The organism is Nonomuraea sp. NPDC001699 (assembly GCF_053596455.1).
On record NZ_JBSFGF010000011.1, the window covers coordinates 57,757 to 80,000 of the forward strand.

The window sequence follows — 22,244 nt, forward strand, 5'->3', positions numbered from 1 at the left end:
CGGATCTTCTCTAATGCAGGTGAGGGGCGGTCATGAGAGAACTCGCGGTGAACGAACGCGAAGAGTTCGCGGAATTCTTCGCGACGATATTCGGCTCGCTGCCGCGCTCCGACCAGCGTAGCGCGGCGGAGTCCTACGTGCTCGGCCTGCTGCACGCGGGCGGACGCAAGTCCATCCAGCGCATCGCCGACGAGGTGGGCGGCCCGCACAACGGCCAGTCGCTGCAGCAGTTCGTCAACCAGAGCCGCTGGGACCCGCGGCCGGTCCGCCGCACCGTCGCCGACGTGCTGTCGGCCGGCGCGCCCCCGGCCGCGTGGCTGGTGGAGGAGGTGGCCTTCGCCAAGCACGGCCGCTGGTCGGCGGGCGTGGAGCGCCAGTACGTCCGCGGCCTCGGCCGTACGGTCAACTGCCAGGTGGGGGCGGCGGTGCTGATGAACTCCGGCGAGGCGTCCGTGCCGGTCAACTGGCGGCTGTGCCTGCCGCAGTCGTGGGAGGCCGACCACGACCGGCGGGCCAAGGCGCACGTGCCCGACCAGGAGCGCCACCGGCCCTTCGGCGAGCACGTGATCGACCTGGTCGACGACCTGACGCTCGACTGGGGCACGCCCGTCGCGCCGCTGGTGGCCGACTTCACCCACGTCCGGGGCGCCGCCGACCTGGTGCGCGGCCTGGAGGACCGGGGCCTGGACTACGTGGTCGAGGTCGACGCCCGCCACCGGGTCAAGGCCTCGATGAGCGTGGTGCGCGGGGGCGGCCCGCGGGCCCGCGTCACGCTCGCCGAGGCGGCGCAGGCCGCGGCCGGGCTGGAGCGGCGCACGGTGGCCTGGTGGGAGGGGCCGCGGGGGCGGTCGCTGCGCTCGCAGTTCGTCCTCCTGCCGGTCTCCGACGAGCAGGCGCGCTCACGCAGGCTGCTGATCGAGTGGCCGCTCGGCCGCCCCCGGCCGCGCACGTTCTGGCTGACGAACATGTCCGCGCCGGCGCAGGAGCTGGTCGCGCTGGCCAAGTCCCGCTGGCGGGCCGCCCACGCCATCGCCGAGCTGGCCGACGGCTTCGGGCTGTTCGACTACGAGGGCCGTTCCTTCCACGGCTGGCACCACCACGTCACGCTGGCCTCGGCCGCCTACGCCTTCGACGTGCGCTGGCGGCTGGCGGCCGGCGCCGAGCCCGCGCTGCTGCCCGCGTGAGCACCCGTACGACGCACGAGGAGTCACACCGCTCGATGAAGCCGAAAGCAGACAAGCAAGTCACCTGGGTCGAGCTCTTCTTCGACCTGGTGTTCGTGTTCGCCGTCACCCAGCTGTCCGACCTGCTCCACCGCGGCCACGGCTGGGGCAGCGTCGGGCAGGCCGTCGTCGTGCTGGTGCCGACGTACTGGGCCTGGGTGGGCATGGCGGTGCACGCCAACACCCGCGACGTCAACAACACCCCCGACCGGCTGGGCATCCTGGCGCTCAGCCTGTGCGGCCTGTTCATGGCGCTGGCCACCCCCTTGGCCTACGAGGAGCGCGGCCTGATGTTCGGCGCCGCCTACTTCGCCCAGCGCTCGCTGCTGGCCGTCCTGTACTTCCGCGGGCGGCCGTTCGAGCTGGTCAACCCCTTCACGCTCTCGGTGTGCGTGACCGGGCCGCTGCTGCTTGCCGGGGGCCTGCTCGACAGCGGCACCCGGGTGTGGGTCTGGGCCGCGGCCGCCGCCATCGACCTGGCCGCGCCGGTGCTCACCCGCAGCCACCTGGTACGCGTCACCTTCCACCCCCATCACTTACCCGAGCGGTTCGGCCTGTTGCTGATCATCGCGATGGGCGAGCCGATCCTGGCCATCGGCGCGCAGGCGTCGGCGGCGCGCCCGCTCGCCGTCGGCTCGATCACCGCGGTCGCCGCGACGTTCGTGCTGGCCTGCGCCCTGTGGTGGGTGTACTTCATCTTCGCCGCCGAGTCGCTGCCCAAGGCCCTGGACGAGGCCGTGATCCGCACCGACCTGATCCGGCGCGTCTTCTCCTACGGCCATCTGTCCTTCATCGGGTCGATCATGGCGATGGCGGTGGGCATGGCCGAGGTCGTCTCCCATCCCGGCCAGGTCTTCACCGCCCCCGTGACCGCGCTGCTGTTCGGCGGCTGCGCCCTGTACTTCGCGACGTTCTGCTACGCCCGCTGGCACATCTTCGGCAGATGGTCGGGGCCGCAGCTGGCCATGCCGGTGGCCATCCTGTCCGTCATCCCGATCGCGTTGCAGGCGCCGGCGCTGCTGTCCGTGGTCGTGCTGGCGCTCGTGGTGATGACGTTCAACTTCCTGGAACATTCGCGGGCCAGATCCGAGAGCGACGCCTTGACTTAGCGCGCGCTCTAACCGGCAGGGTATGGGCGGCGGCGCCGGTCGTACGGGCGCCCGCAGGACCGGAGCCGAGGTGGAGAACTGAGGAGCGTCATGAAGAATCCCGCTGTTCGAGTCGCGGTCGCCTACCTGGTGTCCGCGGTCGTCGGCGCCGTGATCATCGGCTCGTTCGTCGGCGCGCTGCACCACCCGGTTCCGCACGGGGTGCCGCTCGCCGTGGTGGGCCCCGACGCCGCCCGGCTGGAGCAGGCCGCGGGCGGGGCCGTCGACACGCGCCCGTACGCCGACGCGGCGGCCGCGCGGACGGCGGTGCTCCGGCGCGAGGTCGAGGCCGCCTACCTGGGCGGCGAGGGCCGCCTGCTGGTCGCGAGCGCCGGTGGCGACACCGCGGCCCCGCACTTCACCGCCCTGATGCAGCGCGCCGCCGGACGGCAGCTCGCCGTCGAGGACGTGCGCCCGCTGGCCGAGGGCGACTCCTCCGGCGTGTCCGGCATGTTCTACGTGCTGGGCCTGCTGCTGACGGCGCTGGCCACGACCGTGCTCACCATGCGCATGCAGCCGATGCTCAACCGGGGGCTGCGCCTGGCGGTGCTCGCGCTCGGCGCGGTGACCGGCGGCCTGGCGCTCACCTGGGTCGTGGACGGCCTGCTCGGCGCGCTCACCGGCGCCCCGCTCGGGCTCCTGGCCGTCTCCGGCGCGGTGATCTTCCTGGTCTCGGTCGCGGTGAACGGGCTGATGCGCCGCTTCGGGCCGCGCGGCGTGATCGCGGCGGCGGTGCTGTTCATCCCCATCGGCCTGCCGGCCAGCGGCGGCCCGTTCGGCGCCGCGTTCATCGAGCCCTGGTACGCCGCCCTCGGGTACGTGCTGCCCACCCGGTCGGCGCTCGAACTGGTGCGCAGCGTGGTCTACTTCGACGGCGCCGCCCTGGCCGTCCCGCTGACGGTGCTCGGTGTGTGGGCGGTGCTCGGCCTGGTCCTGATGGCTCTGCCGCCACGGCCGATGCCCCGCCCGGCCGCGCCCGCCGCGCCGGCGGTGCCCGCCGCCGGGGCCGCGCCCGCAGCCCACTGACCGGCCTCTCCTGGACCGGCGCGGCTGCGGGTGCGGGAGTCCGCGTCCGTGGTCGCGCCCTCATCGGGGTGTCAGCCGGCCGCCGGAAGCGCGAGGACCAGCCGTACGCCGGGCCGCAGCGGCTCGGCGCGGACCGATCCGGCGTGCGCCTCGGCGATCTGCCGGACGATGGCCAGGCCGAGCCCCGAACCCGGCAGCGAGCGGGCCGACTCGGCGCGGTAGAACCGGTCGAACACGAACGGCAGGTCGTCGGGCGCGATGCCGGGCCCCTGGTCGGCCACCGACAACACGCCCGCCGCGTCCACCCGGACGAGCACCACGCCCCCGGGCGGGCTCCACTTGATCGCATTGTCCACCAGGTTGGAGACCGCCCGCTCGATCGCGTCGGCGTCGGCCGTCACCAGGCACTCGGCCAGCTCGGCGCGCAGCCGTACGTGCGGGGCGCGGGCCGCGGCCCTGGCCAGCACGCGATCGGCCACCAGGTCGAGCCGCACGTCCTCCAGGTGAAGTTCGGCGTCGCCGTGCCTGGCCAGCTCGACCAGGTCGTTGACCAGCACCCGCAGCTCCTCGGCCTGCACGCGGGCCTCGTGCACCAGGGCCGGGGCCTGCGGGTCGGCCGTGCCGCGTCCCTCCTCCAGCAGTTCCAGGTTCGTGGTGAGGCTGGTCAGCGGCGTGCGCAGCTCGTGGGAGGCGTCGGCGACCAGTCGGCGCTGGGCCAGCACCGACTCGCGCAGCGCGTGCGTCATCGTGGTGAACGAGCCGGCCAGGCGGGCCACCTCGTCCCGCCCCGCGCCCATGCCGTCCAGGCCGTCGGCGGTGAGGGTGCCGGTGGCGGTGACCCGCTCGACCACCGCCGTCAGCCGGGCGACGGGCCGCAACGCCCGGCCGGCGAGCCAGCGCGCGCCCGCCGCCGCGACCAGCGCGCCGCCCAGGGTCAGCGCCGCCAGCAGCAGCTTCAGCCCGTTCAGGGTCTGCTCGTCCAGGTTCAGCGGGAACGCCGTCCGCACCAGGACGCCCTTGCCCAGGTTGAGCGGCGCGGTGTAGAGCCGGTAGCGCACGCCCTCGTAGGTCACGTCCCGGAAATAGGGGGGCAGCTTGCCGTACGCGACCGCCGCGTCCTGCTCGTCCAGCGGCACGAAGCCCTTGGTCGGGCCGGTCAGCAGCGGGTCGGGGCAGAACTGCAGCAGCGTGTTGCCCAGCGGGAGCGGCGTGGCCGGCAGCGGCGAGTCGGAGGTCTTCAGGGACTCCAGCAGCCGCGGCGCCTGCCCGGCCGCCAGCACCAGCTCGCCGTCGTGCTGGCCGGCCAGCCCCGCCGCGGTCGCCGGGTAGACCACCAGCGAGACCGCCACCAGCGCCGCGGCCACCACGGCGGCGACCGTCAGCGCGACCCTGGTACGCAGCCTCACGGCTCCTCCCGCAGCACGTACCCCAGGCCGCGGACGGTCTGGATCAGCCGCGGCTCTCCTCCGGCCTCCAGCTTGGCCCGCAGGTAGCTGATGTAGACCCACAACGCGTTCGAGGACGGCCCGAAGTCGTACCCCCAGACCGAGTTGAAGATGACCTCGCGGCTGAGCACCCGGCCGGGGTTGCGCAGGAACACCTTCAGCAGCGTGTACTCGGTCCTGGTCAGGTCGAGCGGGCGGCCGCCGCGCGTGGCCCGGCAGGCGGCCGGGTCCAGCTCCAGGTCGGCGTGGCGGAGCAGCCCCTGCGCGGGCGCGCTGCGACGCAGCAGCGCGCGCAGCCGGGCCCGCAGCTCCTCCAGCGCGAACGGCTTGACCAGATAGTCGTCGGCGCCCGCGTCCAGCCCCGCGACCCGGTCGCCGACCAGGTCGCGGGCGGTGAGCATCAGGATCGGGGTGCGGTCGCCGACGGCCCGCAGGCGGCGGCACACCTCCAGGCCGTCCAGGCCGGGCATCATGATGTCCAGCACGACAGCGTCCTGGCGGCCGCCGGTCGCCGCCTCCAGCGCGCGCAGGCCGTCGGCGGCGACGCTGACGTCGTAGCCCTCGCGGGTGAGCGCGTGGGTCAGGGAGCGGCGGACCGCCTCGTCGTCATCGGCAACAAGGACGTGCATGGTGCCACTCTCCCCTCCGCACCCCCGGCCGAGGAAGATCGATGACGGTCTTTATGCGGGCTCGGACTCGGCCAGCGAACGCTTGACGTTCCGCAGCGCCTGCTCCAGCCGGTCCGGCGTGACGCCGAGGTGCTCGGCCACCGCGCGGAACCCGGCCGAGCCCGGGTCCACCCGGCCCTTCTCCGACAGCGCGTCCAATTCCTTGACGGCTCGCAGGGCGCGGTCGTGGGCGACGCCCAGCTCGGCCGCGAGAGCCTTGGCGATCGCCTCCTGGGAGATGCCGCGATCCTTCTTGTCCCCCTTTCCCGGCTTACCGGACTTGTCGGGCTTTCCGGGCTTGTCCGGGCCGCAGCCGGGCTTGCCGTCCCGGTAGCGGTCTTCACGGCCGGGCTTGCCGTCGCCGGGGTCCTTCCATCCGTCGCCGCTCTTCTCGCCCGCGGGGTCCTTCCGCACGTCCACGACCTTCTCGCCCGCGTGGGCCTTGGCCACGTCGGCGGGCGAGCAGGTCGCCGAGACCTGGGCACACGGGCCGGCCGCCGCGGCCGGCAGCGCTCCGGAACCGGTCAGCGTCAGCGCCGCCGCCGTCCCGAGGGCCAGCGCGGTCTTTCGTGCGTTCATGTCGGTCGCCCTTCTGGCGGCCGGTCCCCAGTGGCCCGGCCCGCTGCGGGCAACTCAACCGCGACGACCTTCACCCCACCGTCGGGGAACCTTAGAAACGCCATAGAAGCGTCACGGCTCCACCACAAACGCCCCCGGCGGCGGGGAATTGTGCCGGGCCCCTGGGGAAGAGACCCATCCGCCCAGCGGAAGGGAAGGCGAGGACCCGTGAGACTTCTGGTGATCTGCAACCGGCAGGCCGGCGGCGTCGGCGAGGACGGCACCCGGGAGGTGCTGCGGCTGCTGCGGACGGAGGCCGACGTGCGGGTCTGCGACGGCGGCGCGGAGGAGGCCGCGCGCTCGCACGACGACCGGGTCCCGGTGGTGATGGGCGGCGACGGGAGCGTGCACACGCTGGTCGCCGCGCTGCTGGAGCACGGTCGCCTGGACGCCGGCCCGATCGGCCTGATCCCCATGGGCACCGGCAACGACCTGGCCCGCACCCTGGGCATCCCGCTCGACCCGGCCGAGGCGGCCCGCGTCGTGCTGGCGGGGCACGAGCGGCCCGTCGACCTGCTGATCGACGACGACGGCGGGATCGTGGTCAACGCGGCCCACCTCGGCGTGGGCGCGCACGCCGCCGAGCGGGCCGCGCCGCTCAAACCGCTGCTGAGCCGGGCCGCGTACGCGGTGGGCGCGGTGCTGGCCGGCGCGGGGACGGGCGGCTGGCGGCTGCGGATCAGGGTGGACGGCGCCCAGGTGTGCACCGGCCGCCGCCGCGTGCTCATGGCCGGCGTCGGGAACGGCGCCACGATCGGCGGCGGCACCCCGCTGGCCCCGGCGGCCCGGCCCGACGACGGACTCGCCGACGTGGTGGTGTCCTACGCCACCGGACCGCTGGCGCGGCTGGCCTTCGCCACCGGCCTGCGCCGCGGCAAGCACCCCGACCGGCCCGACGTGCGCACCTACCGGGGCAGGCGGATCACCGTCGCGGGCGGTCCCGTCCCGGCCAGCGTGGACGGCGAGCTGGAGCAGGTGGCGGACCGGCGTACCTGGATCGTGCGGCCGGCCGCCTGGCGGGTCCTGGCGCCGCCCGCGGCCTGACCCGGTCAGTGCTCGGGGTGCAGGGACTGGCCCAGGTACATGGCGGTGAGCATGGTGAACAGGTACGCCTGCAGGAACATGACGAAGATCTCGAACGCGGTCAGCAGGCACGTCATGAACACGCCCAGCACGCCCACCGCCACGCCGCCCACGGTCGGCCGCTCCACCAGGAACCAGTAGCCGACCGCGCTGAAGAAGGCCAGCAGCGTGTGCCCGGCGAACATGTTCGCGAACAGCCGCACGGCGTGGGTGAACGGCGCGGTGACGAAGATGTAGAACAGTTCGAGCGGCGCGTACAGGGTGATCGCCAGGGCCTTGGGCAGGCCCTCGGGGAACATGGCGTTCCTGAGGTAGCCGGCCAGGCCCTGGTGCCGGAAGCCCAGGTAGAGCTTGAGCACGTAGACCGCGCCGGCCAGCACCCAGGGGAAGGCGACGTGCGCGGTGACCGGGAACTGGAGCAGCGGGATCACGCCCATCACGTTCCAGAGCAGGATCATCAGGAAGAGCGTGAGCAGCAACGGCATCCAGCGGTCGGCGTCCGCGCCCAGCGAGGGGCGGGCGATCTGGTCGCGGACGAACAGGTAGGCGTACTCGCCGGCGTTCTGCAGGCCGCGCGGCACCAGCCTGGGCCGGGAGAAGGCGCCCCAGGCCAGCGCGCACACCACGAGCACGCCGGCGACGGCCAGCAGCACCGGCTTGGTGAGCCAGAGCGGCGCGCCGTCCCACAGCGCGGGGTAGTCGAACAACTCCGGTCCGGGCGGGCGGAAGTCGTCGGAGGGCATGGCGAAGCTCCTCTGAGGGGTTGCGGGATCGTTCGGGGTTTCCCGAGGGGTGCGGGATCGTTTGAAAGGTTTCCGAGGGTTGCGGATTCAGAGCCAGCCGCGGGACTCGGCCACGCGGACGGCCTCGGCTCGGTTGCGGGCGCCGGTCTTGGTGATCGCCGAGGACAGGTAGTTGCGGACGGTGCCCTCGGTGAGGAACAGCGTCCGGGCGATGTCGGCCACGGTGGCGCCACCGGAGGCGGTCCGCAGCACCTCGGCCTCGCGCTGGGTGAGCGGGCTCGGCCCGACGGTCAGGGCGGACACCGCCAGCTTGGGGTCGATCACCGTCTCCCCCGCCATCACCCGGCGCACGGCCGCGGTCAGCTCGGCCACCGGCGCGTCCTTGACGACGAACCCGGACACGCCCGCGTCGAGGGCGCGGCTGAGATAGCCGGGCCTGCCGAACGTGGTGACGATGACCACCCGATGGCCGCGCAGCCGTTCGGCGACCTCCAGGCCGGACATGCCGGGCATCTCGATGTCGAGCAGGACCACATCGGGGCGGTGCTCGGCCACCGCTCGCTCGACCAGGTCGCCCCGGCCGACCTCGGCCACCACCTCGATGCCGTCCTCCAGGGCGAGCAACGCGGCCAGGCCGCCCCGGACGAGGTCCTGGTCGTCGGCGATGAGGACGCGGATCACGGCCCCTCCAAGGGAACTCGGGCGAGCAGACGGTATCCGCCGCCGGGCAGCGGCCCGGCCTCCAACCGACCACCGACGGCGGCGATCCGCTCGGCGAGCCCGGTCAGCCCATTGCCTCCGACGGCCCCCGCAAGCCCGGCACTGCCGGCCCCGGCAGCCTCAGCCCCGGTGGCTTCGGGGGCGGGGGTGGTGGCTGTGCCGTCGTCGCGGATCTCGACGGTGGCGGTGTGGCCGTCCACGCCGAGGTCGATGTGGCAGCGGTGGGCGCGGTTGTGGCGCACGACGTTCGTGGCGGCCTCCCGTACGGTCCAGGCGAGCAGCGTCTCGGCGGCCGCCGGGACGGGACCGCCCGCGGGCGAGATCTCCAGCCGGATCCCGGCCAGGTTCAGGCTGTGGGCGGCCGCGCGCAGTTCGCCCGACAAGGAGGGGACACGACAGCCCGCCACGGCGTGGCGCACCTCGTCGAGCGCCTGGCGGGCGGCGCGCTCCACGTCGGCCATCTCGCGGGCGGCCCGTTCCGGGTCGGTACGGGCCAGCCGGGCGGCGAGCTGGCTCCTGATGGTGATCGAGGTCAGCGTGTGGCCGAGCGTGTCGTGCAGGTCGCGGGCGAAGCGCAGGCGTTCGTTGTCCACGGCAAGCCGGGCGACGTGGGCGCGGGCCGCGTCGAGCCGGGCGACCAACTCGCCCAGGTGCTTGATGCTCGCCACGGTCACCGCCTCGACCATGATCGCCAGGGGCACCCACCAGACCTGCCCGAACGGCCGCCCGTACGCCGTCAGCGAGACCACCACCACGACGATCGTCACCGCCACCGACGCGGCGAAGGCGGCCCGCCCGAGGTAGGCCGACAGGGCGCTGACCACGTACACGAACGCGACGTAGGCCCACGGCGCCCGCAGTACCGGCAGCAGCGCCAGCGCCGCGGCCACCAGCCCCACCACCGGCCAGGTCGGCGTCGCCGCCCCCAGGGGGCTGAACACCCGCCACATGACCCGCAGCCAGCACGCCGCGAAGACCGCGACGCCGGTGACCACCCACACCGCCGCGAGCACGCCGGGGCGCGGGGAGAGGAACGACCACAGCGGCCACCCCAACAGCAGCAGCCACACGCACGACCCGGCGCGCGCCGCCACCCGTCCCCGGACGAACTCCAGCTCCCGCACCGCAGCGTCACCCGTCACAGGGCCCGACGGTAACGCCCGGCGGCCGGCGCGGCGACCGTCGGGGGCCGCCGTCCTTGATTCTCAGCATGGGAACAGCCTGCTGGGAGGGGCCGGGCCGGGTGTAGTGCCAGGCGTCAGAGACACCGACATGACAAACGTCATGGAACGCAAGGGGGGGCTCGGTGGTGGTGACGGAAAGGCGGAGTCAGGTGGACGTGCGGCGGGTCAGGACGAGCAGGCCCGCGGTGACGAGCCCGGCGGCGTGCAGGCACAACGCCGGGACGATGCCCACGACCTCCCCCAGCACCCCGGCCGCCGCCATGCCGAGCAGCGAGGTGACGGCCTGGGCACTGCCGAGCAGCCCGATGACGCCGCCCCGGCGATCGTCGGTGGTGGCCGTCTGGGCCAGCGTCGTGAACCCGGCCATCGCGGCCGCCGCGGGCAGCCCGGCCAGCGCGATCAGCAGCAGGGCGGGCCACAACGCGTCCAGCGCGAGGGGGTAGGCGAACAGCGCGAGGTCCAGCAGCCCGAACGCGACCGTCCCCCAGCCGAGGAGCGTGCGCGGCGCCGGGTCGCGCCGGGGTAACGCCACGGCCAGCGCGCCGGCCAGGCCGCCGACCGCCTGCACCGACAGGAACAGGCCGTACGCGTCGCCCTGGCCGCCCAGGACGTCCGCCACGAAGGGGGCGGCGAGCGTGGCGAAGATCCCTTCGCCCAGCCCCGTGATCACCATGTACGCGACCAGCAGCCGGATGCCGGCGTTCCCCATGGCCAGCCGCAGCCCGGAGGCCCACTGGGCGCGGACGGACGGCGCCCGCGTGCCGGACGGCGGCCGGGCCGGGACACGCAGGGTCGCCTGCAGTGCCGCGGAGATCATGAAGCTGGCCGCGTCGAGCAGGACGATCGCGGGCAGCCCACCCGCCGTGACGGCTACGCCGCCCAGCATCGCGCCGAGCAGGCGGGCGAGCTGGCCGCTCTGGCCGTGCAGGGCGTTGGCCCGGACGAGCCCGGAGGCGGGCACGAGCTGCGGGACGAGCGCCCGTTGCGCAGGGGCGAGCAGGGTGCCGAGCACGCCGGTCCACAGGGCGACCGCGTAGACGATCCAGATCTGGGCCGGGTCGCGTACCGCCAGCAGGGGCAGCAGCCCCAGCCCGAGCAGCACGTCGGTGACGACCAGCAACCGGCGGCGGTCCCAGCGGTCGGCCAGCACCCCGGCGACGGACCCGAGCAGGACGTGGGGCATCCGGGAGACCAACAGCATGATCGCGGTGGACAAGGTGGAGCCCGTCAGGCGGTAGACGTGGAACGCCAGCCCGGTGCTGATCACCCAGTCGCCCGTCTGGGACACGACGGACGCGACCAGCAACCGCCCGAACCCACGCCCTCCACCCACCAGCGCCCGCACCCCACCATCCCGCCCCGACGGCTCCGCGACGGGCCGCCCACCGGCACGGTCGGCGAACGGCTCCACGGTGGGCTGTTCGCCCGCTTGGTCGGCTGCCCCGGTGAGGCTGTGGCGCTCAGTCACCGGAGGCCGTCGGAGCGAGGGGGATCAGCAGTTGGGTCATCAGCACGGGCCGGGCTCCTTCGGGGCGGGCCGCCGTGTCGTCCACGCGGGCCATCAACGGCCGCAGCAGGTCCGCGACGGCGTCGCTGAGCGCCGTGACCTCCGCCGGGGTGACGTAGAGGACGCTGTTGCCGATGCCGCCGACGCCCCGCCAGGGCTCCTCCTCGTCGCGCCGCGCCTGCTGCCATTCCACCAGCCGCGACAACGCCCGCTCGGCCATGACCTGCTCCAGCAGGCTCCGCGCGGCCGACTGCTCCGCCCCCGCCACGTCGTCGTCCCACACCTGGACGCTGACGGTGACCTTCCAGGGCCGCTCCCGCTCGTCGCGCGCCTCGGCCTGCTCCACCAGGCCGTACTTGGCCAGTTGCCGCAGGTGGTAGGAGGCCAGCGCCTGGCTGATGCCGACCTCGCGGGCGGCGTCGGCGGCGGTGGTGGCCCCCGCCCGCAGCAGCAGCTCGTGCAACGCCAGCCGGACCGGATGGGCGAACGCCCGCATCGCGGCCGGATCGTTGAGCACCAGCCGCCGCCCCGAGGATTCCAAAGACATGCTTGGAATGTTCCGCCACCCCGGCGACCGATGTCAAGGATTCCTTTGGAATCCGCCCGATGATCGCCCGGCAGGCGCGGGAGCCACCTCCGGTCGTGTACGGATCGCATGACCTGCGGAGTGATCGACGGCATACGGGCGCGCCGGAAGACTGGGGGCATGACGACGACGAGGGGCATCCGGCGGCGCCGTGGATCCGGCCCCGGTCCGGCCGGGACGAGGTGGCCGATCACTACCGGGCGCTGGGCGCGCATCACGTGCCGGAGCTGAACGCCACCACGGTGCGGCAGATTCTGGTGGACGGGCCGGACGCCGTGGTGCTGGGACGGATCGTGCAGACCGTGCGCGCCAACGGGGTTTCCTGCACGTCGCCGTTCGCGCTGCATCTGACCGTCGAGGACGGGCTGACGGTCGCGGAGGCCGTGAGCGCCAAGGGGTGAGCGGGCGGCGCGCCACCGGCGGGACCGGTGGCGCGCCGGGGCAGCGCTGGATCAGCGGTGGATCAGTGGTGGTAGGCGTGGACGACGGCGTGGCCCTTGCCGCGTCCGATGATCCACTTGTTGATCGGGGTCGTGACGAGGAACGCCACCACCAGCGAGATCGCCAGGGCCGCCCAGAACAGGACGGACGCGAGCCCGGCGTCCATCGCGCCCGGGATGATCAGCATGACGCCGTTGTCGACGATCTCCATGACGAGGATGGACAGCGTGTCGGCGGCCAGGGCGAGGCGCAGCGCGTTGCGCCAGTCCACGCCGGCCCTGAACAGCCCGCGCAGGGTGAGCGCGTAACCGAAGAAGAACGCCAGGACGATGGCCAGGACGACGCTGGGCAGGTTGTGCCAGCCCAGAGCGGTGGCGATCACCATGCCGAGCACCTCGCCGATGGCGCACCCGGTGAGGCAGTGCAGCGTCGCGGAGGCGGCCACCCCCCAGGTCGCCTGCATCGTGTGCCCGTGGCCTCCGCCGTCATGCTGCGTGTGGTCGCCGTGGGCGGGTTCCTGGTGGTGGGCGTGGTGGGCGTGGTCGCCGTGGGCGGAGTCCTGACCGTGGTGGGCGTGCGCGCCGGGGGCAGCGTCCTGGTCGTGGGGGTGGGGGGCGTGGTGACCGGAGTCGTGCCGACCGTGCCTCATAGATTCCGACATTTGCTACCTTCTACCTCGAACAGCCACATCTCAACCCGCGCAAACCTATACCCCCCATCTGTATTCGGCAATGTTCGGTACCGTTTTGCCCCTCGACCAGGTCAGAGACCCCCGCCGCCCCACCCGGCCCGGGTTACGGTGATCATCACAGTCCGTACGGTCGGAGGGATGGGATGGACGGCCGTGCCCCGCTCCGGCTGCGCGTCAACGGGCAGCCGCACGAGCCGCCGGCGGACCCGCGCGTGTCACTGCTCGACTTCCTGCGCGACCACCTCCGCCTGACCGGCACGAAGAAGGGCTGCGACCAGGGAGCCTGCGGCACATGCACCGTCCTGGCCGACGGCCTGCGGGTCTACGCGTGCCTGCTGCTCGCCGTCCAGTGCGTGGGGATGGAGATCGTCACCGTCGAGGGCCTGGCCGACGACGAGCTGGGGGCGCGGGTGCAGGAGGCGTTCGTCCGGCACGACGCCCTGCAGTGCGGATACTGCACGCCCGGCCAGGTCTGCTCGGCCGTCGGCCTGCTGGCCGAGCTCCGGGACGGCGTGCCCAGCGCCGCGACGCCCGACCTGACCGCTCCCCCGGGCGAGCTGACCGACGCCGAGCTCGGCGAGCGCATGGCGGGCAACGTGTGCCGGTGCGGGACGTACCACCACATCGCCGCCGCCATCAGGGAGGTGGCCGCGACGTGAGGGAGTTCGTCTACCTGCGGGCGGCGAGCGTGGCGGAGGCCGTCGCGATGGCCTCGGACGACGGCCCGGCCCGCTACCTGGCCGGCGGGACGAACCTGGTCGACCTCCTGCGGGAGGAGGTCGAGCGTCCGGCCCGGGTCGTGGACATCTCGGGCCTGCCGCTGTCGGCCGTCGAGGACCTACCCGGCGGCGGCCTGCGGCTCGGCGCGCTGGCCGGCAACACCCAGGTGGCCGCCGACGCGCGGGTGCGGCGGCGGTATCCGGTGCTCGCCCGCGCCATCCTGGCGGGCGCCTCGCCGCAGCTGCGCAACCGGGCGACCGTCGGCGGCAACCTGCTGCAACGTACGCGCTGCCGCTACTTCTACGACACCGGCGCCGCCTGCAACAAGCGCACGCCCGGCGCGGGCTGCGACGCGCTGGAGGGCTTCAACCGCGCGCACGCCGTCCTGGGGGCGAGCCCGAGCTGCGTGGCCGTCCACCCGTCGGACATGTGCGTGGCGCTGGCCGTCCTCGACGCGACCGTCAACCTGACGGGGCCCGAAGGGGAGCGGAGCGTCCCGTTCACCGGCTTCCACGTCCTGCCCGGCCTGACGCCGCAGGTGGAGACCGTGCTGCGGGACGGCGAACTGGTCACCAGCGTGGACCTGCCGCCCGCGCCGCCGGGACACGGGACGTACGCCAAGGTCAGGGACCGGGCCGGGTTCGCGTTCGCGCTGGTGAGCACGGCGCTGCTGCTGCACGTCGAGGACGGCCGGATCGTGTTCGCCCGGGTCGCGCTCGGTGGGGTGGCGCACAAGCCGTGGCGCGCCCGCGCGGCCGAGGACCTGCTGGAAGGAGCGCCGGCGGACGCGGCCTCCTTCGAGCGGGCCGCGAGCCTGGCCCTGGCCGACGCCCGCCCGCTGCGGCACAACGGCTTCAAGCCGATCCTGGCCGCCCGCCTGGTCCGCCGCACCCTCACCGAACTCGCCGCCATCACGCCGTAGATCCGCCGCGCGCCGGGCGTCCCGGGCGAGTAGGTCTGGTAGCCATGACGCTGATGACGTTCTACCCGCCCGTCGAGCCCTACGAGAGCGGCCTGCTCGACGTCGGCGACGGCGCCGAGATCTACTGGGAGACCTGCGGCAACCCCGACGGCAAGCCGGTCGTCGTCCTCCACGGCGGCCCCGGCGGCGGCCTGCTGCCGGTGCAGCGCCGCTTCTTCGACCCGGCCGCCTACCGGATCGTCCTGTTCGACCAGCGCAACTGCGGACGCAGCCGCCCGCACGCGGGCGACCCCGGCGTGTCGCTGGCGGCCAACACGACCTGGCACCTGGTCGCGGACATGGAGCTGCTCAGACGGCGGCTCGGGATCGACCGCTGGCAGGTGTTCGGCGGCTCGTGGGGGACGACCCTGGCCCTGGCGTACGCGCGCCGGCACCCCGGCCGGGTGACCGAACTGGTGCTGCGCGGCGTCTACCTGGCGAGCGCGGCCGACGAGGAGTGGGCGTTCACCGGTTCGGGGGCGGCCCGGCTGTTCCCCGCGGAGTGGACGGCCTTCCGCGACGCGATCCCGGAGCCCGAGCGGGACGACCTGCTCGCCGCCTACCACCGCCGCCTGTTCGACCCGGACCCGGAGGTGCACCTGCCGGCGGCGCGGGCGTGGGCGGCGTGGGAGCTGGCGGCCAACACGCTGCTGCCCGTCCCTCCCCCGCCCCTGGAGGACCGGGAGGTGCTGGGCTTCGCCCGGATCGAGGCGCACTACTTCACCCGGCGCTGCTTCCTGGAGGAGGGCGAGCTGCTCGACGTGGCGGCGATCCGGCACGTCCCCTGCGTCATCGTCAACGGCCGCTACGACATGAAGACGCCGCCCGACGCCGCCTGGGAGCTGCACCGCGCCTGGCCGGAGGCCGAGCTGCGGATCGTCGAGGACGCCGGCCACGGCGGCGCCGAACCGGGCACCCTGCACGAGCTCGTCAGGGCCACCGACGGCTACCGCCGGAAGGCCCGTGCACCACACGATTCGTGATCTACACTACGAATTTGTAGTGGTTTTGCGGGACTTGCTGGTTCCGTGCACCTCTGCTCACCGTTGTTGACATGTCACCACGTTCGCAGCCTGCCGCGGAGCAAGACGTGATCCGGATCGCCGTGATCGACGACCACGAGCTGATCCGCCATGGGCTGGAGTACCTCCTTCACCGGCACGAGGACCTGAAGGTGGTGCTGCGGGGCTCGTCCGTCGGGGACCTGCGCGGCTTCGACGCCGGGTACGACGTGCTGATCCTCGACCTCTACCTGGCCGAGGACCGGCCGTGCCTGGCCGCGGTCAAGGAGCTGGCCGCCGTCACGCGGGTCCTCATCGTGTCGGCCTCGGGACGGCCCGCCGACGTGCTGGCGGCGATCCGCGGCGGAGCCAACGGCTACGTCACCAAGGACGCCCCCTCCGAGCTCATCGTCGCAGCCGTGCGCACGGTGGCCGCGGGCGGCTTCTACCTGTCGGCGGGCCTGGCCGACATCCTGCAGAGCGAGCTGGACGACACCACCCGCCCACCCGCCGGGGACGACGGCGCCGAGGAGGCCGAGGCGAGGCCCCGGCTGTCGGCCCGGGAGGAGGAGACCCTGTCCTACATCGCCCAGGGCTTCACCCACGCCCAGGTGGGCCGCCGGATGGGTGTCAGCAAGGCCACGGTCGACACCTACGTCGAGCGCATCAGGGCCAAGCTCCAGGTCGGCAACAAGGCCGAGCTCACGCGCGCGGCGCTCAACCGGCTCGAACGACGCGACCGGCCGTGAGCCCCCCGCGCCCGCCGGGGACGGCGGTCGCCGGCATCGAGCGCAGCCGGGCCATCACCATGGTGGTCGTCCGGGTGGGCGCGCTGGTGCTGTGCGGGTCGCTGGAGGTCCTGGGCGACGGGCGGTGGCTGACGCTTGGGCCGCTGCCGTACCTGCTGGGCGCGATGGGGGCCGTCAGCCTGCTGGTGTGCGTGGTCACGACCGTCCGCGCCGCGCTCGCGCCGCGCGCGCTGCTCGCCGCGGACCTGGGCCTGGTGACCGTGGCGGTGCTGGCCGCCGGTCACTACGCGGGCTCTCGGGTGACCGACGGCTGGCCGGGCACGGTCCTGCCGTACGTGCTGCTCGTCGGCATCATGGCCGGGATCTCCTTCCGCACGTTCCCGGTCGTGCTGGCGTGGACGGCGGCGCTGGGCGGCGCGCTGGTCCTCGGTTACGTCCAGGCGGATCTGGCGTGGTGGGCCGGCCTGCCGCACGTCGCCGGGCTGACGACGAACGCCACGATGGCCGCGTACGTCATGCGCATCCTGTTCAGGACCGCCCGCGACCTGGACGAGGCCAGGGCCGGGGAGCTGCGCCGCTCGGCGCAGCTGTCGCAGGAGCGCGAGCGCGGCCGGACGGCCCGCGTGCTGCACGACCGGATCCTGCAGACCATGGAGGCGCTGACCCGCGACGGCTGGATCGCCGACGCCTCGGTCAGGGCGCGGGTGGCGGAGGAGTCTCAGTGGCTGCGCGCCTTCCTGCGCGGCGACGACGGTGATCCGGCCGAGGACGTCGTGGCCGCCCTGGAGGAGGTGGTGCGGCAGGCCGTCGGCAGCGGGCTGCGGGTGGAGTTCAACGCGGGACGGCTGCGTTCCGCGCCGGAACGCGAGGGCATGCCCGCCGAGGTCGTCGAGGTGCTGAGCGGCATCCTGCGCGAGGCGCTGACGAACGTGCGCAAGCACGCGGGCGTGCGGCACGCCGTGGTGCGGGCGGAGTGCCGGTCCGGGACGCTGGCGCTGAGCGTGCTCGACCACGGCAGCGGCTTCGACCCGGACGCGCCCACGACCGGCCTCGGCATCGCCCGGTCCATCCGGGAGAGCGCCCGCGCGGTGGGCGGCAGCGCCGACGTCGAGGCCGCGCCCGGCGAGGGGACGCTGGTGTCGGTGCGCATCCCGCTGCCGTCCGGCGAATGACGTCCTGTCAACGCACCACGAGCCGCACCACAGATCCGGACCCGCCGCCCGGCCCCGATCGTGCCGACGAACCCGAACTCTCCCTGGAGGTGGCCGAAGCTGCTCCGGACCGGCCTCCGACGGCTGGCTCGAACTGCGGCGGGCGGGGACGGCACGCGGGCGGGGTCAGCCGAAGCCCTGGGGGCACAGGAAGCTCTTGATCGAGGCGGGGGCGTTCGCCAGCAACGCCGGGCGGTCCTGCTGGGAGCAGAAGTTGCTGCCGATGTCGGCGTCGAGGAACCGTGTGGCGTTCCGCCGGGCGATGAGGTCGATGCCGCCGACGCTCGGCGAGCTGAGCTCCGCGGCGACCCAGGAGCCGACGCAGCGTTTGCGGGCGACCACGGCGTCCTGGGGGAGGCTGCCGCCGTTCAGCGCGGCGGCCTCGCGCAGGATCGAGCCCGAGGACGCGCACGGCAGCGCGCGGGGCCTGTGCGTGGTGGGCGTGTCCTCGGGCGTCTTCTCGGGGGTCTCCTCCGGGGTGCCGGTCTCGGTCGGGGTGTCCTCCGGGGTGTGCGTCTCCTCGGGGGTCTCGCTCTCCTCGGGGGTGTCCGTCGGGTCGGGGTCGGCGGAGGTGGCGGGCGGGTCGGTGTAGGAGGAGGTGGTGGGGCCGTCGTCCGGGGACTGCAGCGCCTCCGGCGTCCCGGCCGCGTTCAGCGCGAACGCCGCGCCGACCCCCACGACCGCGACGACCGCCACGGCGGCGACCGCCACCGGCCACAGCGGCGCCCGCCTCCCGGACGGGGGCGGCGGCGTCAGGGAGAGCGTGCCGGGCGGAGGTGGCGGCGGCGTCAGACTGAGCGTGCCGGACGGCGGCCGCGGCAGAAGCACGGTGCCCGACCCCGAGCGGAGTGCGGCGAGCAGGTCGCCGGACCCCGGACGCGCCGCCCGGTCCTTGGCGAGCGCCCCACGGACCAGGTCACGCACGCCCTCGGGCACCTCGGACAGGTCGGGATCGACGCTCATGACCCGGTAGGCGAGCACGTCCGGCGCCCCGATCCCGAACGGCGGCCGCCCGGTCGCGGCGTAGACCATCAGCGCGCCCCAGGCGAAGACGTCGGCGGCGGCGTCGGCCTGGTCGCCCCGGTACTGCTCGGGGCTGATCCAGCCGGGCGAGCCGATGAGCGCGCCGGTGCCGGTCAGCCCGCTCTCGTCGAGGGCCCGCGCGATGCCGAAGTCCAGCACCTTCGCCCCGGACGCGGCCACGATCACGTTGCCGGGCTTGAGGTCGCGGTGGACGATCCCGGCCCGGTGGATGTCGGTGAGCGCCTCGGCGATGTCCACCCCGAACGCGCCCAGCTCGTCCGGCGGCAGCGGCCCGTGGTCGCGTACGTGATCGGTCAGCGTCTGGCCGGGCACGAACTCGGTGGCCAGCCACGGCGGCGAGGCGGCGGTGTCGGCGGACAGGACCGCGACCGTGCACCGCCCGCGCACCCGCGACAGCACCTCCACCTCGCGGACGAACCGGTCGTGGAAGTGCGGGTCGGCGGCCAGCCCCGGATGGATGACCTTGACCGCGACCCGGGCCCCGTCGGGCGCGACCCCCGCGTAGACGACGCCCATGCCGCCCGCGCCCATCCGGCCCACGATCCGGTAGGGACCGATCCGCTCGTGCTCGTCCATCTCCAGGGGGCCGAAACCGCCGGGGTCGCTCATCGTGCTCCCGATCGCCGGATCTTCGCAACAGCGACGATCTTATTGACCATCGGTGTAAAGCGCGCCCCCCTCAGGCGGTTGCTTCGTCGAGGAGCTCCAGGAGATGCCGGTAGGTCTGGCCGGTGGCGCGGGTCAGGCCCAGCTCGCAGGTGCGGTTGACCGAGGCGTGGGCGGCGCAGCCCGCCTCGGCCACGGAGGCGGCCTCGGCGCGGGTGGCCGAGGCGGTCAGCTCGGGGTGCAGCAGGCCGCGGTCGCCGGCGAAGGCGCAGCACTGCCAGCCGTCCGGGATCACCACCTGCTCGGCGACCGCCTCGGCGACGCGGGCGACGGCGGCGTCCAGGCCGAGGCGGGTGGAGGAGCAGGTCGGATGGAGCGCCAGCGACGGCAGGCGGCGCGCCTCGGGCAGGCGGGGCAGGATGTGCTCGGCGGTGAAGGCGACCGCGTCGACCACCTGGAGGCCGGGCACCAGATGGGCGTAGCCCTCGGTGCAGGAGGCGGCGTCACTGACCACGGGCAGGCGGCCACCGTCGGTGGCCCGCGCGAGCACGTCGCCGACGCGCTCGCCCATGGCCTCCTGGCCTCCGGCGAAGCCCTTGGACGACCACGGGGTGCCGCAGCACAGGCTGGCGATCTTCTCGGGGACGTGCAGCGTCAGCCCCGCGCGGGCGGCCAGGCGCTGGAAGGCGGTCATCACGCCGGGGCCGCCGTCGGCGGGGGCGAACAGGGTGTTCAGGCAGGACGGCAGGTAGACGGCGTCGGCGCCCCCGGCCGGGGACGGGCGGCGCCTGCTCCCGCCGCGCGGCAGGTCGCGGCTCCAGCTCGGGACGTCGTCCGCGCCGGCCAGGGCACGGGCGGCGCGGGAGGCGGCCTCCGGGAGCGCGGGCGGGACGGCGGCGGCGGTGTCGAGGGCCAGGGTCATGGCGCGGGTGACGCCGTCCCAGTGGCGGGCGGCGCTCGTCCAGGCCCGGCGGGCGGACCGGCCGTGGCGCTCGGCGCGCAGGCGTTTGGTCAGGTCGCCGGTGTTGATGAGGACGGGGCAGGCGGTGGCGCACATGCCGTCCACGGCGCAGGTGTCCACGGCGTCGTAGGCGTAGGCGTCCTCCAGCTCGCGGGCCAGGGCGTCGTCGCCGGCCGCCCGCGCCGCGGCCAGCTCCCGGCGCAGCACGATGCGCTGGCGCGGGGTGGTGGTCAGGTCCCGGCTGGGGCAGACCGGCTCGCAGTAGCCGCACTCGACGCAGCGGTCGACCTCGGGCTCGACGGTCACGACGGTCTTGAGGTCGCGCAGGTGGGCCTCGGGGTCGTCGGTGAGGACGACGCCGGGGTTGAGCGTGCCGGCCGGGTCGCACAGGCGTTTGACCTCGCGCATCACCTCGTACAGCTCGTCGCCGTACTGGCGGCGCACGAACGGGGCCATGACGCGGCCGGTGCCGTGCTCGGCCTTCAGCGTGCCGCCCCTGGCCAGGACGGCCTCGACCATGTCCTCGGTGAACTCGGCGTAGCGGTCGAGGTCGGTGGCGAAGCGCTCGTTGAGCATGAAGTGCAGGTTGCCGTCCTTGGCGTGGCCGAAGACGACGCTGCGCTCGTAGCGGTGCTCGGCGAACAGGCGGGTCAGGTCGTCGCACAGGTCGGCCAGGGCGGGCACGGGGACGGCGACGTCCTCCAGCAGGGCGGTCGTGCCGCTGGGGCGGGCGCCGGCGACGGTGGCGTACAGGCCCTTGCGGATGTGCCACAGCGCGGCCCGGCCGCCGGCCTCCCTGCTCAGCCGGGCGGGGGCGGCCAGGCTCAGCCCGGCGAAGAGCCGCTCGGCGTCCTGTTCGCGCTCGGTGAGCAGCTCGGCGTCGGTCTCCTGCCATTCGATCAGCAGCGCGGCGTGCTCGGCGACGGCCAGCGCGCGCAGCGCGTCGTCGGCCTTGGGGTCGGTCTGCGCGACGCGCAGCGACTCGGCGTCCAGCAGCTCGACGGCGGCGGGCCCGGCGGCCACCAGCTCCGGCATCGTGGCCATCGCCGCCCGCAGTGTCGGGAAGACGAGCAGGCCGGTGGCGGCCAGCCGATGGGCGGGGACGGTGCGGAAGACGGCCTCGGCGACGAAGCCGAGGGTGCCCTCGCTGCCGATGACCAGGTGGGCGAGGATCTGCGCCGGGCCGTCGTGGTCGAGGAAGCTGTTGAGGCCGTAGCCCATGGTGTTCTTCAGCGAGAACTGGGCCTGGACGCGGCGCACCGAGTCGGGGTTGCCGCGCACGCGGTCGCGCAGCTGTTCGAGGCCGGCCGCGAGGTCGGGCTCCAGGGCGCGCAGCCGCTCGTCGGCGTCGGGGGCGCCGGTGTCGACGACGGTGCCGCTCGGCAGCACCAGCGTCATCGACTCCAGCGTCCGGTAGGTGTTGGCGTGCGTGCCGCAGGTCATGCCGCTGGAGTTGTTGGCCACGACGCCGCCGATCGTGCAGGCCGACTCGCTGGCCGGGTCGGGGCCCAGCTTGCGCCCGTACGGGGCCAGGCGGGCGTTGACCTGACGCAGCACCGCGCCGGGCTGGACCCGTACCCGGGCGCCGCCGTCGAGGACCTCGATCGAGCGGAAGTGCCGGCGGGTGTCCACGAGCAGGTGCTCGCTGACGCCCTGGCCGCTCAGGCTGGTGCCCCCGGAGCGGAACGTCAGCGGCAGGCCGGTGCGCAGCAGCGCGGCGACCTGGCCGGCGCTCTCGGCCACCAGCACGGCCTGCGGGGTCAGCAGGTAGTGGGAGGCGTCGTGGGCCATGCCGAGCCGGTCGCTCGCGCGGGCGCGGGTGATCCCCGGGACGGCCGTCTCGACCGCCGCCAGGACGGCGGCGTCCGGCGCGTTCAGCCGTCGCGGTTCACGATGGGTCATGCTCGT

Annotated in this window: 21 protein-coding genes; 10 read left to right on the top strand and 11 right to left on the bottom strand. The window is 74.2% G+C overall.

All coding sequences use genetic code 11. The features are described 5' to 3' along the window. Positions 1–32: 32 nt before the first annotated feature. From ACWCSU_RS29980 to ACWCSU_RS29990, 3 genes are all read left to right on the top strand, one after another. The gene (locus ACWCSU_RS29980) at positions 33–1,184 is read left to right on the top strand and encodes an IS701 family transposase (RefSeq protein WP_449939441.1); all 1,152 of its coding nucleotides are present in this window, start codon (positions 33–35) and stop codon (positions 1,182–1,184) included. Between the two features lie 35 nt (positions 1,185–1,219). Next, positions 1,220–2,332, top strand: a complete 1,113-nt coding sequence (locus ACWCSU_RS29985; RefSeq protein WP_449939443.1) for a low temperature requirement protein A — start codon at positions 1,220–1,222, stop codon at positions 2,330–2,332. Between the two features lie 90 nt (positions 2,333–2,422). Continuing rightward, positions 2,423–3,397 (top strand): hypothetical protein, encoded by a 975-nt coding sequence (locus ACWCSU_RS29990; RefSeq protein WP_449939446.1) that lies wholly within the window; start codon positions 2,423–2,425, stop codon positions 3,395–3,397. A gap of 71 nt (positions 3,398–3,468) precedes the next feature. Here ACWCSU_RS29990 and ACWCSU_RS29995 read toward each other — a convergent pair whose 3' ends face one another. Genes ACWCSU_RS29995 through ACWCSU_RS30005 form a run of 3 tightly spaced genes read right to left on the bottom strand, consistent with a single transcriptional unit; the run spans position 3,469 to position 6,089 of the window. After that, positions 3,469–4,803, bottom strand: coding sequence for a sensor histidine kinase (locus ACWCSU_RS29995; RefSeq protein ID WP_449939449.1), 1,335 nt, complete (start codon positions 4,801–4,803; stop codon positions 3,469–3,471). Further along, positions 4,800–5,471, bottom strand: coding sequence for a response regulator transcription factor (locus ACWCSU_RS30000; protein WP_364087651.1), 672 nt, complete (start codon positions 5,469–5,471; stop codon positions 4,800–4,802). The genes ACWCSU_RS29995 and ACWCSU_RS30000 overlap by 4 nt, the downstream gene beginning before the upstream one ends. Before the next feature lie 51 nt (positions 5,472–5,522). Continuing rightward, positions 5,523–6,089, bottom strand: a complete 567-nt coding sequence (locus tag ACWCSU_RS30005; protein WP_449939452.1) for a hypothetical protein — start codon at positions 6,087–6,089, stop codon at positions 5,523–5,525. 207 nt (positions 6,090–6,296) lie between these two features. Between ACWCSU_RS30005 and ACWCSU_RS30010 the strand changes: the two genes are divergently transcribed. Continuing rightward, the gene (locus ACWCSU_RS30010) at positions 6,297–7,172 is read left to right on the top strand and encodes a diacylglycerol/lipid kinase family protein (RefSeq protein WP_449939455.1); all 876 of its coding nucleotides are present in this window, start codon (positions 6,297–6,299) and stop codon (positions 7,170–7,172) included. A gap of 5 nt (positions 7,173–7,177) precedes the next feature. Here the strand turns inward: ACWCSU_RS30010 and atpB are convergent, their stop codons facing one another. The 5 genes from atpB to ACWCSU_RS30035 all read right to left on the bottom strand — a co-directional run bounded on the left by atpB (position 7,178) and on the right by ACWCSU_RS30035 (position 11,912). Beyond that, entirely contained in the window at positions 7,178–7,954 is a 777-nt protein-coding gene (atpB, locus tag ACWCSU_RS30015; RefSeq protein WP_449939457.1) for a F0F1 ATP synthase subunit A, read from the bottom strand. Between the two features lie 87 nt (positions 7,955–8,041). Beyond that, positions 8,042–8,635, bottom strand: a complete 594-nt coding sequence (locus tag ACWCSU_RS30020) for a response regulator transcription factor (protein WP_364087658.1) — start codon at positions 8,633–8,635, stop codon at positions 8,042–8,044. Further along, entirely contained in the window at positions 8,632–9,816 is a 1,185-nt protein-coding gene (locus ACWCSU_RS30025; protein WP_449939461.1) for a sensor histidine kinase, read from the bottom strand. Before ACWCSU_RS30025 ends, ACWCSU_RS30020 begins: the two co-directional genes overlap by 4 nt. A gap of 187 nt (positions 9,817–10,003) precedes the next feature. After that, complete coding sequence (locus ACWCSU_RS30030) at positions 10,004–11,326, bottom strand: MFS transporter (protein WP_449939463.1); 1,323 nt, start codon at positions 11,324–11,326, stop codon at positions 10,004–10,006. Beyond that, on the bottom strand, positions 11,319–11,912 hold the full coding sequence (locus tag ACWCSU_RS30035; RefSeq protein WP_449939465.1) for a winged helix-turn-helix domain-containing protein: 594 nt from the start codon (positions 11,910–11,912) through the stop codon (positions 11,319–11,321). Before ACWCSU_RS30035 ends, ACWCSU_RS30030 begins: the two co-directional genes overlap by 8 nt. Before the next feature lie 59 nt (positions 11,913–11,971). Here ACWCSU_RS30035 and ACWCSU_RS30040 point away from each other — a divergent pair, with 59 nt between their 5' ends. Continuing rightward, positions 11,972–12,352: a nuclear transport factor 2 family protein gene (locus tag ACWCSU_RS30040; RefSeq protein WP_449939466.1), complete on the top strand. Its 381-nt coding sequence runs from the start codon at positions 11,972–11,974 to the stop codon at positions 12,350–12,352. 62 nt (positions 12,353–12,414) lie between these two features. Here ACWCSU_RS30040 and ACWCSU_RS30045 read toward each other — a convergent pair whose 3' ends face one another. Next, positions 12,415–13,053 carry a DUF4396 domain-containing protein gene (locus ACWCSU_RS30045; protein ID WP_449939468.1) on the bottom strand — a complete coding sequence of 213 codons (639 nt, stop codon included), beginning with the start codon at positions 13,051–13,053 and terminating at the stop codon, positions 12,415–12,417. A 173-nt stretch (positions 13,054–13,226) separates the two neighbouring features. On the opposite strand from ACWCSU_RS30045, the gene ACWCSU_RS30050 reads away from it, so the two are divergent. From ACWCSU_RS30050 to ACWCSU_RS30070, 5 genes are all read left to right on the top strand, one after another. Further along, positions 13,227–13,742: a (2Fe-2S)-binding protein gene (locus tag ACWCSU_RS30050; protein WP_364087676.1), complete on the top strand. Its 516-nt coding sequence runs from the start codon at positions 13,227–13,229 to the stop codon at positions 13,740–13,742. Further along, positions 13,739–14,725 (top strand): FAD binding domain-containing protein, encoded by a 987-nt coding sequence (locus tag ACWCSU_RS30055; RefSeq protein ID WP_449939470.1) that lies wholly within the window; start codon positions 13,739–13,741, stop codon positions 14,723–14,725. The genes ACWCSU_RS30050 and ACWCSU_RS30055 overlap by 4 nt, the downstream gene beginning before the upstream one ends. Before the next feature lie 50 nt (positions 14,726–14,775). After that, on the top strand, positions 14,776–15,747 hold the full coding sequence (gene pip / locus ACWCSU_RS30060; RefSeq protein ID WP_357697234.1) for a prolyl aminopeptidase: 972 nt from the start codon (positions 14,776–14,778) through the stop codon (positions 15,745–15,747). A 107-nt stretch (positions 15,748–15,854) separates the two neighbouring features. Continuing rightward, entirely contained in the window at positions 15,855–16,514 is a 660-nt protein-coding gene (locus ACWCSU_RS30065; RefSeq protein ID WP_449939472.1) for a LuxR C-terminal-related transcriptional regulator, read from the top strand. Next, complete coding sequence (locus tag ACWCSU_RS30070) at positions 16,511–17,686, top strand: sensor histidine kinase (RefSeq protein WP_449939475.1); 1,176 nt, start codon at positions 16,511–16,513, stop codon at positions 17,684–17,686. Before ACWCSU_RS30065 ends, ACWCSU_RS30070 begins: the two co-directional genes overlap by 4 nt. A 165-nt stretch (positions 17,687–17,851) precedes the next feature. Here the strand turns inward: ACWCSU_RS30070 and ACWCSU_RS30075 are convergent, their stop codons facing one another. Further along, entirely contained in the window at positions 17,852–19,378 is a 1,527-nt protein-coding gene (locus ACWCSU_RS30075; RefSeq protein WP_357697006.1) for a serine/threonine-protein kinase, read from the bottom strand. 70 nt (positions 19,379–19,448) lie between these two features. Next, positions 19,449–22,238 (bottom strand): FAD-binding and (Fe-S)-binding domain-containing protein, encoded by a 2,790-nt coding sequence (locus ACWCSU_RS30080; RefSeq protein ID WP_449939478.1) that lies wholly within the window; start codon positions 22,236–22,238, stop codon positions 19,449–19,451. Positions 22,239–22,244: the final 6 nt, after the last annotated feature.